Source organism: Sphingomonas sp. Ant20, assembly GCF_000783375.1.
Classification (GTDB): domain Bacteria; phylum Pseudomonadota; class Alphaproteobacteria; order Sphingomonadales; family Sphingomonadaceae; genus Sphingomonas; species Sphingomonas aerolata.
On record NZ_JRVI01000205.1, the window covers coordinates 1 to 15,564 of the forward strand.

The following is a 15,564-nucleotide window of genomic DNA, read 5'->3' on the forward strand; positions in this document are numbered from 1 at the left end:
CTGGCGCGGAGTCGGCAGCGCCGCGAGCACGCCTGATGCGACGCGCGCGCGCGCGCCCATGTCGGCGATCAGGGTTTCAGAGTGCGTCTCGGCGTCGGGAAGGTCGGTCATGCCATCCGACTATCACGCCAAACCGACTCGCGCCAACGCCCGGGCTGCGTTACGCTTGCGTTATGAACGGGGACATGGGGGCAGCGGCGGACATCGCCACGGGGGGCATTGGTCGGACGCGCGTTCGAACCATGTGCGGGCGAATCGACCGCAATCGGCAGGGCGCATGCAACGGGCGCGCTCTGTCTCAATTGCGGCACCGCGCTGATCGGCGCGCACTGCCATGCCTGTGGTCAGGCCGCGCATGTCCACCGGTCGCTCGGCGCGATCGGGCATGAGATTGCGCATGGCGTGTACCATTTCGAGGGCAAGATCTGGCGCACGCTGCCGCTGCTCGTCTTGCATCCCGGCACGCTCACCCGGCGCTACGTCAATGGCGAGCGCGCGCGGTTCGTCTCGCCGCTCGCGCTGTTCCTGTTTACCGTCTTCCTGATGTTCGCGACGATCGGTGTGGTCGGTGGCGAGATAACCGAGCAGATCGCCGCCCCCACGACGCGCGACCGCGCCGAACTCGCACGCGGGCTGGACGAGGCCCGTGGCGAGCTCGCCCGCATCGAGCGGGACCGCGCGATCGCGGTGCGCGCGGGTCAATCGACCACCGATCTCGATACGCAGGCACTCGTCCTGCGCGGCAGCATCCGCGCGCTGACGAGCGCAAGCGGCACGACCAGACGCGACACGGACGATTTTACCTTCACCGACGTGAAGAAGACCGGCTGGCCACTGCTTGACCATGGCATCGCCAAGGCGAACGCCAATCCCCGCCTGATGATCTACAAGCTTCAGTCGAGCGCTTATAAATATAGCTGGGGGCTGATCCCGCTCTCGGTGCCGTTCATGGCACTGCTGTTCCTGTGGCGCCGCAAGCACCATCTCTACGATCACGCGATCTTCGTGACCTATTCGCTGGCGTTCATGATGCTGCTGGTGATCGCGCTGATGCTCGGCGGCATGGCGGGGCTGGCGAGCGGGTGGATCGTGATGGCGGGGTTGCTCGTCCCGCCGGTCCACATGTTCGCGCAGCTCCGTGGTGCCTATGCGCTCGGCAAGGTTTCGGCGGGATGGCGCACCGTCGCGCTGCTCACCTTCGCGTTCACCGTGCTGATCGCGTTCGTCGTGCTGATCCTGCTGCACGGCCTGACGGAGTAGACCTGGCCGCCAGCGATTGCTTGGCCTCGCCTCGACGAGCCCCTCTCCGCGTCCGGCTCACGCGCTCACCGACACGGGTATAAGTTTGCCAGCACGCGCGCATAGCCGTCCTTCAACGGCCGCTTCTGATAACTCGCCGGCAAGTCCGACAGGCCGTCGAGCATGTCCATGATTCCCACCGACTCCCCCTCGGGGACGCAGGCGATCGGCGGCTTGCCTGCCGCGGCGCGCGTTGCACGTTCGGCCTTCAGCTGCGTCGTCGCGGCCTTCGCCTCGGCCTTAAGTGCCGGGAAGTCGGGCGACATCAGCGCCATCGGCCCCTGATCGCGCAACGCATTGGCGCGGGCGAGAAACGTCCCCACGGTCATCGCCGCGGACGCGGGCATCGCCATCCCGCCCACGAGCATCGCGGCAATCACGGCCTTGGGAAGCACATACGACATGGGCGGCCTTTCCGAAGAAAAGACCGCCCATGGAGGCATTTAGCTGACTAGCCGCTGAACCGGATCAGGCGCCTAGCGGGGTCGGCGTTCCGAACGGCCCATTGGGTCGCCGGGTCTTGGGGATCGACGTCCCCGCCTTTGGTACGAGGCTTGCCTTCGCACCCGGGTCCGGCCGGTCGAGATCTTCGCCAGCGATCAGCTGCTTGATCTCGTCACCCGTCAGCGTCTCATATTCGAGCAGCGCGCCCGCGACCGTGTGGAGCTGGTCGACATGATCGCTCAGCACCTGCTTGGCACGATCGAGACCGCCTTCGACGATCCGCTTGATCTCGTCGTCGATCAGCTGCGCGGTCTGGTTCGACATGCGCGACGGACGGCTCGACGAGTAACCGAGGAACGATTCACCCTCGGGCTCGCCATATTCGAGTGGCCCGACCTTGTCCGACATGCCCCAACGCGTGACCATGTCGCGTGCCAGACCCGTGGCGTACTGGATGTCGCCGCTCGCGCCCGACGAGACCTTGTCGTAGCCGAAGATGACCTCCTCGGCGACACGACCACCCATCGACACCGCGAGGTTCGCGTACATCTTGTCGCGGTGATAGCTGTAGCTGTCACGCTCGGGCAGACGCATGACCATGCCCAGCGCACGACCGCGCGGGATGATCGTCGCCTTGTGGATCGGATCCGACGCGGCCTCGTGCATCGCGACGACGGCATGGCCGGCCTCGTGATACGCGGTCATCCGCTTCTCGTCGTCGGTCATGACCATGGAGCGACGCTCGGCGCCCATCATGACCTTGTCCTTGGCCTCCTCGAACTCGGCCATCGCCACCAGGCGCTTGCCCTTGCGCGCCGCATGCAGCGCCGCCTCGTTGACGAGGTTGGCGAGATCGGCACCCGAGAAGCCCGGCGTACCACGTGCGATGACGCGGGCATCGACGTCGGGTGCCAGCGGCACCTTCTTCATGTGCACTTCGAGAATCTTGATCCGGCCCTCGATATCCGGCCGCGGCACGACGACCTGGCGATCGAAGCGGCCCGGACGCAGCAGCGCAGGGTCGAGCACGTCGGGACGGTTGGTCGCGGCGATGATGATGATGCCTTCGTTGGCCTCGAAGCCGTCCATCTCGACCAGCAGCTGGTTCAGCGTTTGCTCGCGCTCATCATTGCCGTTGCCCAAGCCTGCACCGCGGTGGCGACCGACCGCGTCGATCTCGTCGATGAAGACGATGCACGGCGCGGACTTCTTGGCCTGCTCGAACATGTCGCGCACGCGGCTCGCGCCGACGCCGACGAACATCTCGACGAAATCGGAACCCGAGATCGTGAAGAACGGCACACCCGCCTCGCCAGCGATCGCGCGGGCGAGCAGCGTCTTGCCGGTACCCGGCGAGCCGACCAGCAATGCGCCCTTGGGGATCTTGCCGCCGAGGCGGGCGAACTTGGTCGGATCCTTCAGGAACTCGACGATCTCTTCCAGTTCCTCACGCGCCTCGTCGATGCCCGCGACGTCGGCAAAGGTGACCTTGCCTTCCTTCTGCGTCAGCATCTTCGCGCGGCTCTTGCCGAAGCCCATCGCGCCAGAGCCGGAATTCTTCTGCATCTGCTTCAGGACGAAAAACGCGATGCCGAGGAACAGCAGGAACGGCAGCGACTGATAGAGGAGCAGCGCCAGCATCGACGGCCCTTCCTCGGGCTTCGCGCTGATCGCCACGCCCTTTTCGCGCAGCTTGGGAACCAGCGTCGCGTCCTGGATCGGATAGGCCTTGAACTTCTCGCCGCTCGACAACGTACCCGAGATGATGTCGCGCGAGATGTTCACGTCCTTAACGGTGCCCTCGTCGACCTTGTCGAGGAACGCCGAATAGGCGATCGTGTTGCCGCTCGAGGTCGCGGTGCGGCCGTCGAACATGGTCACGAACAGCGCCAGCGCGACGAGAATGCCTACCCAAATGAGCAGGCTCTTCATCCACGGGCTGCCATTTTCGGGGCCCTGTGGCTTGTTGCCGCGGTTGTCCCCTCGATTGTCATTGTCGTTCATGGGTGCCGGATACCTTTCGAACCTACAAGATAAGCGCGCGCAGGTTAATGGCAATGGAACAAGCCGCGACTTGGCAGCAATCAATGTGTCCGCGCGGGACGAATCTACACCGAGCGACGTGGCGGCGCGGGACGGAAGCGCCAGACGCCCGCGCGCGGCGATGCGATCACCCCCGCCTGAGTCGCGCGCTTGCCCGCGATCAACGCATCGAGCAGCCGTTCGATATTGACCGCCGCGCTCCAGTCGCCCTCGATCGCCGCAACCGCGTCCGGCTCGGCGCCATCGCGCGCAGCCTCCGTCACCGCGTCGCGCACCACGCCGATCGCGCGCCGGACCATGCGGCGCAAAAGCTCGCGCGGCACGTCGCCGACGGTCAGCCGGACCTCGCCCGCCGCGACTTTCGCACGGTCGGCCCAGAGCCATTCGACCGCAGCGCGGACATCGGCATCCGCCTCCGCCAGTGCCGCGGCCGCGCGCGCCAGATTGGGGTTGCCCAGCCATTCGTTCGCGCCGAGCAACCGACGAAACCGCGTGCGGTCATGCCGATCGTCGTGGTTCGACGGATCGTCGAAGAACGGCACCTCGGCGCGGCGGACGATCGCGCGAAGCTCCGCCCGGCGCCAGTCGAGCAGCGGCCGGATGACGGGGATGCCCGCGACCTCGGTCCGGGCGCGCACGCCTGCCAGCCCCGCCAGTCCCGACCCGCGCGCGGCGCGCATCAGGAACGTCTCGGCCTGGTCGTCGGCATGGTGCGCGGTGAGCACGCATCCCGCACCGATCGCGCGCGCATGGTCCGCGAGCAGCGCATAGCGGACGGTGCGCGCCTGCGCCTGAATGCTCGCCCCGGTGATCGGCTCGGTCGGTGCCAGCGTCGCGTGGCGGATGCCGAACGTCGCGCAATGCGCCGCCACCATCGCCGATTCGCCCGCGGCTTCGGGGCGCAGACGATGGTCGACGCTGGCCACGGTGAAACCAGTCCCGAGCGATTCCTGCGCGAGCGTCAGCATCGCCATGCTGTCGGGTCCGCCCGACACCGCGAGCACGGGCGATGTCAGCCCCGCGCCAAGCCTTGCAACCTCCGCTGCAAAACGCTGGGCCTCCTCGGTGAGGACAGGATCGCTCATCCTGCCGGCCACCACACGCCGCGATCTGCGCTCACTTGCACTTGGCGGTGGCTCGTCCGGCAGCGACCTTGGCGGTCATGTCGCGTGAGAGCTTGGCGCCATAGACGTCGTTGAGCTCGTCATACACCTTGCACGCATCGGCGGACTTGTTCAGCTTGGTCAGCGACTGGCCGAGATAATAGAGGCTTTCGGACGCCCGCTCACCATCGGGCATCTTCTTGTAATTGTCGTAGAATGCCATCGACGCGAGGCTCGGCTTGCCCTCGTCGAGATAGGCGCGGCCGAGCAGATTCTGTGCATAGCTCGCGCGCCGGTCCTTCGGATAGGTCGCGACCACCTTCTTCAGCTGCGTCTGCGCCTCGGCATAGCTCTTGGCCGCCCACAGCCGATAGCCGTAGAGATACTCGTCCTCGGCCGGATTGCCGGTCGACGGCTTCTCGACTGCGTTTGCTGGCCGCGCGGCGGCGGTGGCCCCCGATGGCCGCGCCGGCGGCCCGGCGTCCTCGTCCGGCCCCCCCGTGCCCTCGACGGCCGTTCCGGCTGCACCGGGCGCGCTGTTCGTCCGGGCGGCCTCGATCAGCTTCATCCGGTCGTCGGTTGCACGCCGATACGCGTCGAACTGCTCCTGCAGCTGGCGGATCTTGTACTCGGTCTGCTCGACCTGCCCGGTCATCGACGCAATCTGCTGTTCGAGCGAGGTCACGCGCTGCGCCAGATCGGCGACCGCGCTGGTGGCGGGCGTGCCAGGACCGGGGCCTGCGGTCGTCTGCGGACCCGTCACCTCGGGCTGCAGCAGCTGCCCTGCCCCGCCCGGGAACACCTTGCGCTGGACCGCGCGCATCTCGCTTTCGAGCTTGCCGACACGACCTTCGACGTTCGACTGTGCGGATGCCGCGACGGGCAGCGATGCACCGGCAAGCAGAATGCCGACGATGATGGACTTATGCATGGGCTATACCCCCCGGGGCACTGGATAAGACGAGCGATATAGCTGCAACATCATTCCTGTCGCCAGCCTTAAGGCGTTCCCGATGCATTGCCCGGTGCCCCCTCGGCGACGGCATCGCCACCGCTCGCGGCAGGCGCGCCGTTCAGCCGTGCGGCAATCGCCGGGGCGCCGACGCGGACGTCCTTGATCGCGCGTTCGCCGGTTCCCAGCGGCGGCACGTTCGAGCCGTTGAGCGTGACCGTCAGCTTGTCCGGGCGACCGACGTTGATCATCGGATCCTTCGCGTCGCGCGGCACGTCGAACCGGTCGCCGGCCTTCATCGTCCCCAGATACAGCGTCTTGTTGTCGGCATCATAGACGCGCATCCACACCTCGTCGGTCGCGGCAAGCGTGACCTGCCCGGTCTCCAGCGCCGGCGCCGCGGGCGTCGCTGCGGGGGAGGCCGGCGTCGGGCTGGGCACTTCGGCGACCGTCGCCACCGATCCCGCCGCAGACCCGGACGTGGTCGCGCCGCCACGGAACAGGTCGGTCCCGTACCAGATGCCGACCAGGATCAGCACGGCCAGCGCGATGCCGAGCGCGATCACCGCAACGCCGCGCGAGGGTACGCGCGACGGATCGGACATTTCATAGGGTTCGTATTCGGGCGTGCGGCGCACGATCTTGCCGAGCTCGGCGCGCACGAGATTGGCCACCCGCACCTCGTCCGCGCCGACCGCGCGGGCATAGGCCTTAGCGAACCCGACCGCATAGGTCGACGACGGCAAAGTCGCGTAATCAGACGCCTCGATCGCCTCGAGATGCCGCAGCGGCACGCGCGTCCGGCCCCCGACATCGGCGATCGTCAGCCCCTGTGCCTCGCGCGTTGCACGCAGGATATCGCCGGCCCGTTCGGGCGAGGCGGGCGGAGGGATCTGCCCGGTTGCGACGTCGTCCATTCTTGTCTCCGATTATGGGCTGTAGCGCGCGCCCATCAAGGCGGGTCATGTTCCAGAGCCAATAACCCATGTCAACGCGAAGGCCCTAGCGAAACCCGCGCGTCAGGCCAGCTCGACACCGTTTTCCGTTGCCCAGTCGGTCAGCACGGCGCGCATGTCGCGCGGTGGATCGGCGAGCAGGGCCGTCATCTTCGCGGTGATCGCCGCCAGATCGAGCGAGCGCGCCATCGCCTTGATCGGCCCGACCGCCGCCGGGGTGATCGACAGCCGGTCGATCCCGATCCCCGCCAGCGCCATCGCCTCGAGCGGACGCCCGCCCATCTCGCCGCACACGCCGAGATCGACACCGGCCGCGCGCGCAGGCTCGACGAGCCGGGCAAGGAACCGCAAAATCGACGGGCTCAGCCAGTCATAGCGCTCGGCGAGCTTGGGATTGGCGCGGTCGGCGGCAAACAGGAACTGTGTCAGGTCATTGGTGCCGACCGACAGGAACTGGATCTTGGGCAGCAGGATGTCGAGCATCTCGGCAAGCGCTGGCACCTCGAGCATCGCGCCGTAGCGGATCGTCGTCGGCAGCTTGCGCCCGCGCCCCGCCAGCCAGCTCCGCTGCGCCTCGAACAGCGCCTTGGCCTCGTCGAACTCCCAGGCTCGCTGACCATCGGGAACATGACGTTGAGCGTGCGCCCCGCCGCTGCTTCCAATAGCGCGCGCGCCTGCACCTTCATCAGTCCGTCGCGCTCGAGCCCCAGCCGCAGCGCGCGCCAGCCCATCGCCGGATTTTCCTCATCCGCGGCGGCCTTGTTGAGATAGGGCAGCGCCTTGTCGCCGCCGATATCGACGGTCCGGAAGATCACCGGCCGATCGCCCGCCACCTCCAGTACCTCGCGGTACAGCCGCTGCTGGCGCTCGCGCTGCGGCAGCGTCGCGGATACGAGAAACTGGAATTCGGTCCTGAACAGGCCGATCCCGTCCGCGCCGGTGATGTCGAGCGCGGCCGCATCGTCGCGCAGCCCGGCATTGACCATCAGCGTCAGCCGGTGGCCATCCTTCGTGATCGGCGGCACGTCGCGCAGCGCCGCAAACGCCGCCCTGCGCTTCTGCCGCAGCGCAAGCCGTGCCTCGAACGCCTCCTCCATCGCAGCGGAGGGCCGCGCGAACACATTGGCGTCGGCACTGTCGAGCAGCAGCAGGTCGCCCTCGGCGATCAGCCGCCGGACGTCGCGGACACGGCCGAGCACCGGCACGCCCATCGCCCGCGCGACGATCGTGACATGCGCGGTGAGCGACCCTTCCTCAAGGATTACCCCCTTCAACCGGCGCTTGTCATATTCGAGCAATTCGGCCGGCCCCAGATTACGCGCGATCAGGATCGTGTCCTGCCTGAGCCCCATCTGCGCCGCGGTACCCATCTGGCCCGACACGATCCGCAGCAGGCGGTTCGCCAGATCCTCCAGATCGTGCATCCGGTCGGCGAGCAGCGGATCGTCGATCTGCCGCATCCGCTGGCGGGTGCGCTGCTGGACGCGCTCGATCGCCGCCTCGGCGGTCAGCCCGGAATCGATCGCCTCGTTGATCCGCCGCGCCCAGCCCTCGTCATAGGCGAACATCTTGTAGGTCTCGAGGACCTCCTCATGCTCGCCGCCGACGCCGAACTCGGCCTCGCGCGTCATTCGCTCGATGCCTTCGCGCATCTTGTCGAACGCGGCATAGACGCGGTGCCGCTCGGCATCGGTGTCCTCGGCGACGGTATGCTCGATATGGATGCGCGGCTGGTGGAACACGGCAAAGCCCGCGCCCATCCCGTCGACCAGCTTCTGCCCCGGGATCCGCATCGCCGCGGTCGACTGCGGGCGATCCGACCCGCCGCCCGCGGTGTCGATCAGCCCGGCATTGGCGATCAGCTCGCTCAGCACCATCGCGACGGTCTGCAGCGCCTCGATCTCGACGTCCTGATATTTGCGCGTTTCGGCATGCTGCACTGCAAGAACGCCGACCGCGCGTTCACGCCGGATGATCGGAACCCCGGCAAAGCTGTGATAGCGCTCCTCGCCGGTCTCGGGCTTGTAGGCGAAATCGGGATGGCTCGCCGCCTCGTCGAGATTGAGCACCTCGACCTGCTGCGCAATCGTGCCGACCAGCCCCTCGCCCAGCGCCAGCTTGGTGACGTGCACCGCCTCCTGCGCAAGGCCGCGCGTCGCGAACAGCTCGAGCACGCCCTCGCGCAGGAGGTAGATCGAACAGACCTCGCTATCGATCGCCGCGGCGATGATGCCGACGACCGAATTAAGCTTGGCTTGCGCGGTCGTGCGCGCGGCCATCACGTCGTGAAGGCTGGTGAGGATCTCGCGGGCGGAGGCGGCGGCCGAAACGGGCATGGGGAGGAGCTACCAGATCAAGCGCTTGTGTGCCACGCAACAAAAGTATTCTTCTGCGCAAGCCCGGTCGAACGTCATTGCTGCATGCCCCGCCTCAAACGTCGAACAGCCCGTCCTGGCTCCCGACCGGGGGGTTGAGTCCGAGATGCTTCCAGCCGCCCGCGTTCATGCACCGCCCGCGCGCGGTCCGCGCGACCAGGCCGAGCTGGATCAGATAGGGCTCGATCACCTCCTCGATCGTATCGCGCGGTTCGCTGAGGCCTGCCGCCAGCGTTTCGACCCCGACCGGCCCGCCGCGATAAATGTCGGCGATCATCATCAGATAGCGCCGGTCCATCGCGTCGAGCCCCAGCGCATCGACCTCGAGCCGGTTGAGCGCGGCGTCGGCGGTACGCGCGTCGACGATCTCGGCGCCCGCGACATCGGCAAAGTCGCGAACCCGGCGGAGCAGCCGCCCGGCGATGCGCGGCGTGCCGCGTGCGCGCCGCGCCACCTCCATCGCCCCGTCCTTCGAAATCGCGAGCCCGAGCAGCCCAGCCGCACGCGTCACCACGCGTTCAAGCTCATCGACAGTATAGAATTGCAGCCGCACCGGGATGCCGAAGCGATCGCGCAGCGGCGTCGTCAACAGCCCCTGCCGCGTCGTCGCGCCGACCAGAGTAAAGCGCGGCAGGTCGATCCGCACGCTGCGTGCCGAGGGCCCCTCGCCAATCATCAGGTCGAGCGCGCGGTCCTCCATCGCCGGATACAGCACCTCCTCGACCGCGGGCTGCAACCGGTGGATCTCGTCGATGAACAGCACGTCGCCATCCTCGAGATTGGTCAGCAGCGCGGCGAGGTCGCCCGACTTGGCGATCACCGGCCCCGAAGTGGCGCGGAACCCCACCCCCATCTCTCGCGCGACGATCTGCGCGAGCGTGGTCTTGCCGAGTCCCGGCGGCCCGAAGAACAGCACATGGTCGAGCGCATCGCCGCGTGCTTGGCCGCCTGGATGAAGATCCGCAGATTCTCGCGCGCGGCCTTCTGCCCGACGAATTCGTCGAGATTCTTGGGGCGCAGCGCCGCATCCACGTCCTCGGGGCGGCGGGCTGGCGTGAGCAGGCGTTCGGCATCGGTCATCAAGCCCGTTCCCTACCCGTTCACGCCCGCCCCTGTCACCCCGTCGCGCGCGTCCCGCCCGACCGGTCTATCCGATTCACGGGATCAGCCGGTCCGCGCGGAGCTGTGCGAAGAGGTCGAAGAACGCGTCGTCGGTCGGCTGGTAGCGCGTAAAGCCCATCCGCCGGCTCTTGCCCATGTCGGTGACGACCTCGATCGGCCGGCCGAGATCGGCGTCGGTGTGCCACGGCGAGGCGAGACGCGTGAGATCGGCCTCGACCAGCCCCTCGCGCTCTGCGATCCGCTGCCACACCACCGCGTCGTCCGCCATCTGCTCTTCGAGCGGCACGACCGTCCCGTCGAACGGCGCCGCCTCGATCCCGAACCAGTCCGCGATGCGCGACCACATCCAGCTCCAGCGGAACACGTCGCCATTGACGATGTTGAAGTCCTGGTTCGCCGCCTCGGGCGTCGTCGTCGCCCAGACGAGCTGCGCTGCGAGCTGCCGCGCGTCGGTCATGTCGGTCAGCCCGTTCCACTGCGCCGCCGATCCCGGAAAGCGGAACGGCCGCCCGGTCTCGCGGCACAGGGTCGCATAGGCCGCCAGCGTCGTCCCCATGTTCATCGCATTGCCGACCGCCTTGCCGATCACCGTATGCGGACGATGCACGCTCCAGCTGAAGCCGTCACGTTCGGCCGCGGCGAACACCTCGTCCTCCTGCGCATAATAGAAGTTCTCGACCTCGAGCCGGCCCTGCTCCTCGCGGAACGGCGTCTGCGGCAGCACGCCCTTACCATACGCCTCGAACGGCCCGAGATAATGCTTCAGGCCCGTCACCAGCGCGACATGCCGCACCGACTTGGCGGGACGCAGGCCGTCGAGCAGGTTGCGGACCATCGCGCCGTTGACGCGGATATTCTCCGCCTCGGTCGCCTGGCGCGACCAGGTCGAAACGAACACCGCGTCGGGCGCCAGATCCTTTAGCGCGGCGGCGGTGCCTGCCGCATCGGTCAGGTCGGCGGCGACCGGGTGCACGCCGGGCTGGTCAGACGGACGCCGCGCGAGGCCATGGACCGTCCATCCCTGTTCGATCAGCAGCGCCGCCGTCGCGCTGCCGACAATACCGCTCGTGCCAACCACCAATGCCGTCCGGGCCATCGTCATTCTCCGTTTCACTTGAATGCAGTAGCTAGGCATCGCCCGCGACGCGTTCTAGACGGCACCATTCGGGGCTCCGGGCACCTTTTGGGACCCAGCGACGTTCAGGGACCCAGTATGACAACGCCCCCCGATCACGATCCCGCCCCGGTTGCCGACGACTGGCGCGAGGACTGCGCACCGCGCCGGGTGCTCGACCTGTTTGCGACCAAATGGACGAGCATGGTCCTCCACACGCTCGACGCGCGGCACGAGGGCGGCGCGCGCACCGGCGTCCTCCACCGCAGCCTGCCCGGCATTTCGAAGAAGATGCTGACGCAGACGCTGCGCGACATGGAGACCAGCGGGCTGATCTTGCGCGACGTACTCGCGACGATGCCCCCCGCGGTCGAATATCGCCTGACGCCGCTCGGCAGGCGGTTCGTCGAGCCGGTCAATCTGCTCTACGACTGGGGCCGCACCAATGCCGACGCGCTCGACGCGTTCGGCCCCGGCCCCGCGCCCCGCCGGTCCGCCAAACGGCCCAAGACCGACTGAGACTAGGGCTTTGACGCCTTGCGCAGCGCCAGCCGGACGAGCGCGTCGAGCGTCGCGCCCGGCCCCAGTTCCTCGTCCGCCGCCGCCACCGCGACGCTCGCCTCAGCGGGCCGGAAGCCCAGGTTGAGCATCGCCGACACCGCATCCGCCGACGCGCCCGGCGCCGCATTGACCACCGCGGGCCCGAGCCCGAGCGCGATCCCGCCGACCTTGTCCTTCAATTCCATGACGATACGCTGGGCGAGCTTCGGCCCGACGCCGTTCGCGCGCGCGACCATCGCCTTGTCGCCGCTGGCGATCGCCCGCGACAGGTCGACGGGTTCGAGCGCGGACAGGATCGCGAGCGCAACCCGCGCGCCGACGCCCTGCACCGCGGTCAGCAACCGGAACCAGTCGCGCTCGTCCGCGCTCGAAAATCCGACGAGCCGCTGGAAATCCTCGCCGACCAGCAGTTCGGTGAAGACGGTGCAGGCCTCGCCGATCGGCCCGAGTGCCGACAGCGTGCGCGCCGACGCGCCGACCAGATAGCCGACCCCGCCGACATCGATCACCGCATGGTCGATCCCGGTCGAATCGAGCCGGCCCTTCAGATGGACGATCATGCGCCTACTCCCGTGCGTCGCGACAGCGCCGCCGCGCTCGCGACATGATGCGCGTGCGTGATCGCCACCGCCAGCGCGTCGGCGGCATCGGGGCCGGCGAGTTTCGCACCGGGCAGCAACACCGCCATCATCGCCTGGATCTGTTTCTTGTCCGCGCCGCCGGTGCCGACAACGCCCTTCTTGACGGTCGAGGGGTGGTATTCGCCGATATGCAGCCCCGCCCCCGCCGCCGCGAGCAGCACCACGCCGCGCGCCTGCCCCAGCTTCAGCGTCGACTGCGCATTGGTGTTGCCGAGCACCTCCTCGACCGCGGCGCCATCGGGTCGCTCGGCGCGGATCACGTCGAGCAACGCCGAATACAATGCCGTCAACCGCCGCGGCAGCGCCATCGACGGATCGGTCCGGATCTGGCCATTCGCAATATGGCTCAGCCGGTTCCCATCCGCCCGAATGACGCCCCAGCCCGTGGTGCCGAGGCCGGGGTCTAGTCCGAGGATGATCATGCGAAGAAAGAAGACTGGTTCGCGCGGAGGCGCGGAGGCGCGGAGGGGGTGCGCTTCTGACCGCTGTCGCGCGTAAGCGCGACCTTCACGCCATCGGGCATGCCTGCGGGTGTGACGCCGCTGGCGCGGAGGACGCATGCACGAAGCGCCACTCTCCGCGCCTCCGCGCCTCCGCGCGAACCAATCTTCCTTCTCACTGGCTCAACCCAGCGTCTCCATGATCTCGTCCGAGATCTCGTAATTGCCCCACACCGTCTGCACGTCGTCGTCATCGTCGAGCGCGTCGATCAGCTTAAACAAGGTCGCCGCATCGTCCGCATCGACCGCGACCATCGTCTGCGGCCGCCAGGCGAGCTTCGCGCCCTCGGCCTCGCCGAGCTTCGCCTCGAGCGCCTTGGCGACTTCGTGCAGATCGCCCTGCGCGGTCCAGACCTCGTGCCCGTCCTCGCTCGACGTCACGTCCTCGGCCCCCGCCTCAAGCGCAGCCTCGAACACCGTGTCGGCATCGCCCGCGCTCGCCGGATAGGAAATGAGCCCGACGCGGTCGAACGCATGGCTGACCGACCCGCCGGCACCCAGGTTACCGCCATTCTTGCCGACCGCGACGCGCACGTTGGTTGCGGTACGGTTGCGGTTGTCGGTCAGTGCCTCGATGATCAGCGACACGCCGCCCGGCCCGAAGCCTCATAGCGGATCTCTTCGTAATTCTCGGCATCGCCGCGGCTCGCCTTGTCGATCGAGCGCTGGATGTTCTCCTTGGGCAGCGACGCCGCCTTGGCCGCGTTCACCGCGGCGCGCAGGCGCGGGTTCATGTCAACATCGGGCAGGCCCATCTTGGCCGCGACCGTGATTTCCCGGCTGAGCTTGCTGAACGCGACGAGCGCTTCTTGTCCTGCGCACCCTTGCGATGCATGATGTTCTTATATTTGGAATGGCCTGCCATCTGTGCCTCTATAGCTGATGCGCCGCTCTTAGGCTCCGGCACCCGATTTCGCCAGAGCATCGATTTTTTCCCTCAATCGCGTCGAGCCGCGCGAGCACCAGATGGTCGATCTTGTGATGCACGCGCAAAAATGTCGAGCTCGGCGCGCAGATTGGTCTCGTAATCGAGGCTCGCGGCGAGCCGGTCCTTCGCCGATTGCCGGTTCTGGCTCATCATGATGATCGGCGCCTGGATCGCCGCGACCGTCGACAGCAGCAGGTTGAGGAAGATGTAGGGATAGGGATCGAACGCCGCGTTGAAATGCGTGAGGATGTCCGAATTGAGGATCATCCAGCCGAGCAGCACCGCAGTGAACGCGATGATGAACCCCCACGACCCACCGACCGCCGCAACCCGGTCCGAGAGCCGCTCGCCGAACGTAGCGCGTTCGTCGGCCAGGTCGGCGGCGTCGCGGCTGACCGTGGTCCCCGCCTCGATCCCCGCGAGCACGCGGCGCTGCTCGTCGTTGAGCTCGCCGGGGGGGCTTGCCGAGCAGGCGGTGCGAAAGATCGTCGAGCGGAGAGGATGTAGCCATGGCGAAAGGCGTAACCGCGATTGCGGATTAAGCCAGCGCGCAAAACCGCGCTTGCGACGAGACCCGCGAAAGACTCCTTGCCCCGATGCGCCCGCACCTGCCAAACGCGCGGCATGACGGTTAGCGTGAATATGGGCACCGACGGCAATGGTACGGCCGTCGGCGTCGACCTGGAGGAACTTCTCGCCACGCGCCTGCTGGTGCAGGGCAATTCGGGATCGGGAAAATCGCATCTGCTGCGCCGCCTGCTCGAACGGTCGGCGGGGCATGTACAGCAGATCGTGATCGACCCGGAGGGCGATTTCGTGACGCTCGCGGGACCGCATGGCCATGTCGTGATCGAGGCGGGCGACTATAGCGAACGCGAGATCGCGCGCATCGCCACCCGCCTGCGCGAACACCGGACGTCCGCGGTGCTCAGCCTCGAGGGACTCGAGGTCGAAGGGCAGATGCGCTGTGCCGCATCGTTCCTCTCCGCGCTGTTCGATGCGCCGCGCGAGCATTGGTATCCGGTGCTGGTGGTCGTCGACGAGGCGCAGATGTTCGCGCCCGTCACCGGCGGCGAAGTGTCCGAAGAGGTCCGCCGCGCATCGCTGGCGGCGATGACCAACCTGATGTGCCGCGGCCGCAAGCGTGGTCTCGCCGGCGTGATCGCGACTCAGCGTCTGGCCAAGCTCGCCAAGAACGTCGCGGCGGAAGCGTCGAACTTCCTGATGGGCCGCACCTTCCTCGACATCGACATGGCACGCGCTGCCGATCTGCTCGGCATGGAGCGGCGTCAGGCGGAGGCGATCCGCGACCTCCAGCGCGGCACCTTCATGGCGCTCGGCCCCGCGGTCTCGCGCCGCCCCATCACCGTGAAGATCGGCGACGTCGCCACCTCGGCGCGCAGCGGCAGCCCCAAGCTGACCCCGCTGCCGAGTGCCGCGCCGATGGACCTGCAGGACCTGCTCTCCGAGCCCGTGGTCGACGCGCCCGAACTCGGCCTGCTCTTCGATTCGCGGCCGCGGCGCGT

Annotated in this window: 11 protein-coding genes and 4 pseudogenes; 3 read left to right on the top strand and 12 right to left on the bottom strand. The window is 67.7% G+C overall.

Translation table 11 applies throughout. From position 1 onward, the window contains the following. The first annotated feature begins 219 nt into the window (after nucleotides 1–219). Nucleotides 220–1,260 (top strand): DUF3667 domain-containing protein, encoded by a 1,041-nt coding sequence (locus NI18_RS18200; RefSeq protein WP_037532029.1) that lies wholly within the window; start codon nucleotides 220–222, stop codon nucleotides 1,258–1,260. Between the two features lie 65 nt (nucleotides 1,261–1,325). On the opposite strand, the gene NI18_RS18205 is transcribed toward NI18_RS18200, so the two are convergent. The 8 genes and pseudogenes from NI18_RS18205 to NI18_RS18240 form a co-directional block, all read right to left on the bottom strand. Beyond that, nucleotides 1,326–1,703: a hypothetical protein gene (locus NI18_RS18205; RefSeq protein WP_235188337.1), complete on the bottom strand. Its 378-nt coding sequence runs from the start codon at nucleotides 1,701–1,703 to the stop codon at nucleotides 1,326–1,328. Nucleotides 1,704–1,767: 64 nt separating this feature from the next. Further along, nucleotides 1,768–3,747: an ATP-dependent zinc metalloprotease FtsH gene (gene ftsH, locus NI18_RS18210; protein ID WP_031396187.1), complete on the bottom strand. Its 1,980-nt coding sequence runs from the start codon at nucleotides 3,745–3,747 to the stop codon at nucleotides 1,768–1,770. A gap of 104 nt (nucleotides 3,748–3,851) precedes the next feature. Beyond that, nucleotides 3,852–4,871 carry a tRNA lysidine(34) synthetase TilS gene (tilS, locus tag NI18_RS18215; protein WP_037532032.1) on the bottom strand — a complete coding sequence of 340 codons (1,020 nt, stop codon included), beginning with the start codon at nucleotides 4,869–4,871 and terminating at the stop codon, nucleotides 3,852–3,854. Nucleotides 4,872–4,902: 31 nt separating this feature from the next. Next, nucleotides 4,903–5,820 (bottom strand): YbgF trimerization domain-containing protein, encoded by a 918-nt coding sequence (locus NI18_RS18220; RefSeq protein WP_031440315.1) that lies wholly within the window; start codon nucleotides 5,818–5,820, stop codon nucleotides 4,903–4,905. 68 nt (nucleotides 5,821–5,888) lie between these two features. Further along, entirely contained in the window at nucleotides 5,889–6,758 is an 870-nt protein-coding gene (locus tag NI18_RS18225) for a helix-turn-helix domain-containing protein (protein ID WP_052149326.1), read from the bottom strand. 102 nt (nucleotides 6,759–6,860) lie between these two features. Then, nucleotides 6,861–9,133: pseudogene (gene ptsP, locus NI18_RS18230) on the bottom strand (phosphoenolpyruvate--protein phosphotransferase). 94 nt (nucleotides 9,134–9,227) lie between these two features. Then, nucleotides 9,228–10,252: pseudogene (gene ruvB / locus NI18_RS18235) on the bottom strand (Holliday junction branch migration DNA helicase RuvB). A 76-nt stretch (nucleotides 10,253–10,328) separates the two neighbouring features. Beyond that, nucleotides 10,329–11,390, bottom strand: a complete 1,062-nt coding sequence (locus NI18_RS18240) for an SDR family oxidoreductase (RefSeq protein ID WP_037532038.1) — start codon at nucleotides 11,388–11,390, stop codon at nucleotides 10,329–10,331. 117 nt (nucleotides 11,391–11,507) lie between these two features. Between NI18_RS18240 and NI18_RS18245 the strand changes: the two genes are divergently transcribed. Next, nucleotides 11,508–11,927 (top strand): helix-turn-helix domain-containing protein, encoded by a 420-nt coding sequence (locus NI18_RS18245; RefSeq protein WP_052149327.1) that lies wholly within the window; start codon nucleotides 11,508–11,510, stop codon nucleotides 11,925–11,927. Between the two features lie 2 nt (nucleotides 11,928–11,929). Here NI18_RS18245 and ruvA read toward each other — a convergent pair whose 3' ends face one another. The 4 genes and pseudogenes from ruvA to NI18_RS18265 form a co-directional block, all read right to left on the bottom strand. Next, complete coding sequence (gene ruvA / locus NI18_RS18250; protein ID WP_031440320.1) at nucleotides 11,930–12,529, bottom strand: Holliday junction branch migration protein RuvA; 600 nt, start codon at nucleotides 12,527–12,529, stop codon at nucleotides 11,930–11,932. Continuing rightward, nucleotides 12,526–13,032, bottom strand: a complete 507-nt coding sequence (ruvC, locus tag NI18_RS18255; protein WP_031395213.1) for a crossover junction endodeoxyribonuclease RuvC — start codon at nucleotides 13,030–13,032, stop codon at nucleotides 12,526–12,528. The genes ruvA and ruvC overlap by 4 nt, the downstream gene beginning before the upstream one ends. A 201-nt stretch (nucleotides 13,033–13,233) precedes the next feature. Further along, nucleotides 13,234–13,975, bottom strand: a pseudogene (locus NI18_RS18260) (YebC/PmpR family DNA-binding transcriptional regulator). 8 nt (nucleotides 13,976–13,983) lie between these two features. Beyond that, nucleotides 13,984–14,549: pseudogene (locus NI18_RS18265) on the bottom strand (DUF1003 domain-containing protein). Nucleotides 14,550–14,662: 113 nt separating this feature from the next. Between NI18_RS18265 and NI18_RS18270 the strand changes: the two are divergent. Next, a partial coding sequence (locus NI18_RS18270; protein WP_157840574.1) for an ATP-binding protein occupies nucleotides 14,663–15,564 on the top strand: 902 nt, incomplete at its 3' end.

Excerpts from the sequence above, each read along its gene's own strand:
- NI18_RS18205 (WP_235188337.1), bottom strand. The coding sequence starts at position 1,703 with ATGTCGTATGTGCTTCCCAAGGCCGTGATTGCCGCGATGCTCGTGGGC.
- ruvC (WP_031395213.1), bottom strand. The coding sequence starts at position 13,032 with ATGATCATCCTCGGACTAGACCCCGGCCTCGGCACCACGGGCTGGGGC.
- NI18_RS18245 (WP_052149327.1), top strand. The coding sequence starts at position 11,508 with ATGACAACGCCCCCCGATCACGATCCCGCCCCGGTTGCCGACGACTGG.
- NI18_RS18225 (WP_052149326.1), bottom strand. The coding sequence starts at position 6,758 with ATGGACGACGTCGCAACCGGGCAGATCCCTCCGCCCGCCTCGCCCGAA.
- NI18_RS18220 (WP_031440315.1), bottom strand. The coding sequence starts at position 5,820 with ATGCATAAGTCCATCATCGTCGGCATTCTGCTTGCCGGTGCATCGCTG.
- NI18_RS18240 (WP_037532038.1), bottom strand. The coding sequence starts at position 11,390 with ATGGCCCGGACGGCATTGGTGGTTGGCACGAGCGGTATTGTCGGCAGC.
- tilS (WP_037532032.1), bottom strand. The coding sequence starts at position 4,871 with ATGAGCGATCCTGTCCTCACCGAGGAGGCCCAGCGTTTTGCAGCGGAG.
- ftsH (WP_031396187.1), bottom strand. The coding sequence starts at position 3,747 with ATGAACGACAATGACAATCGAGGGGACAACCGCGGCAACAAGCCACAG.
- ruvA (WP_031440320.1), bottom strand. The coding sequence starts at position 12,529 with ATGATCGTCCATCTGAAGGGCCGGCTCGATTCGACCGGGATCGACCAT.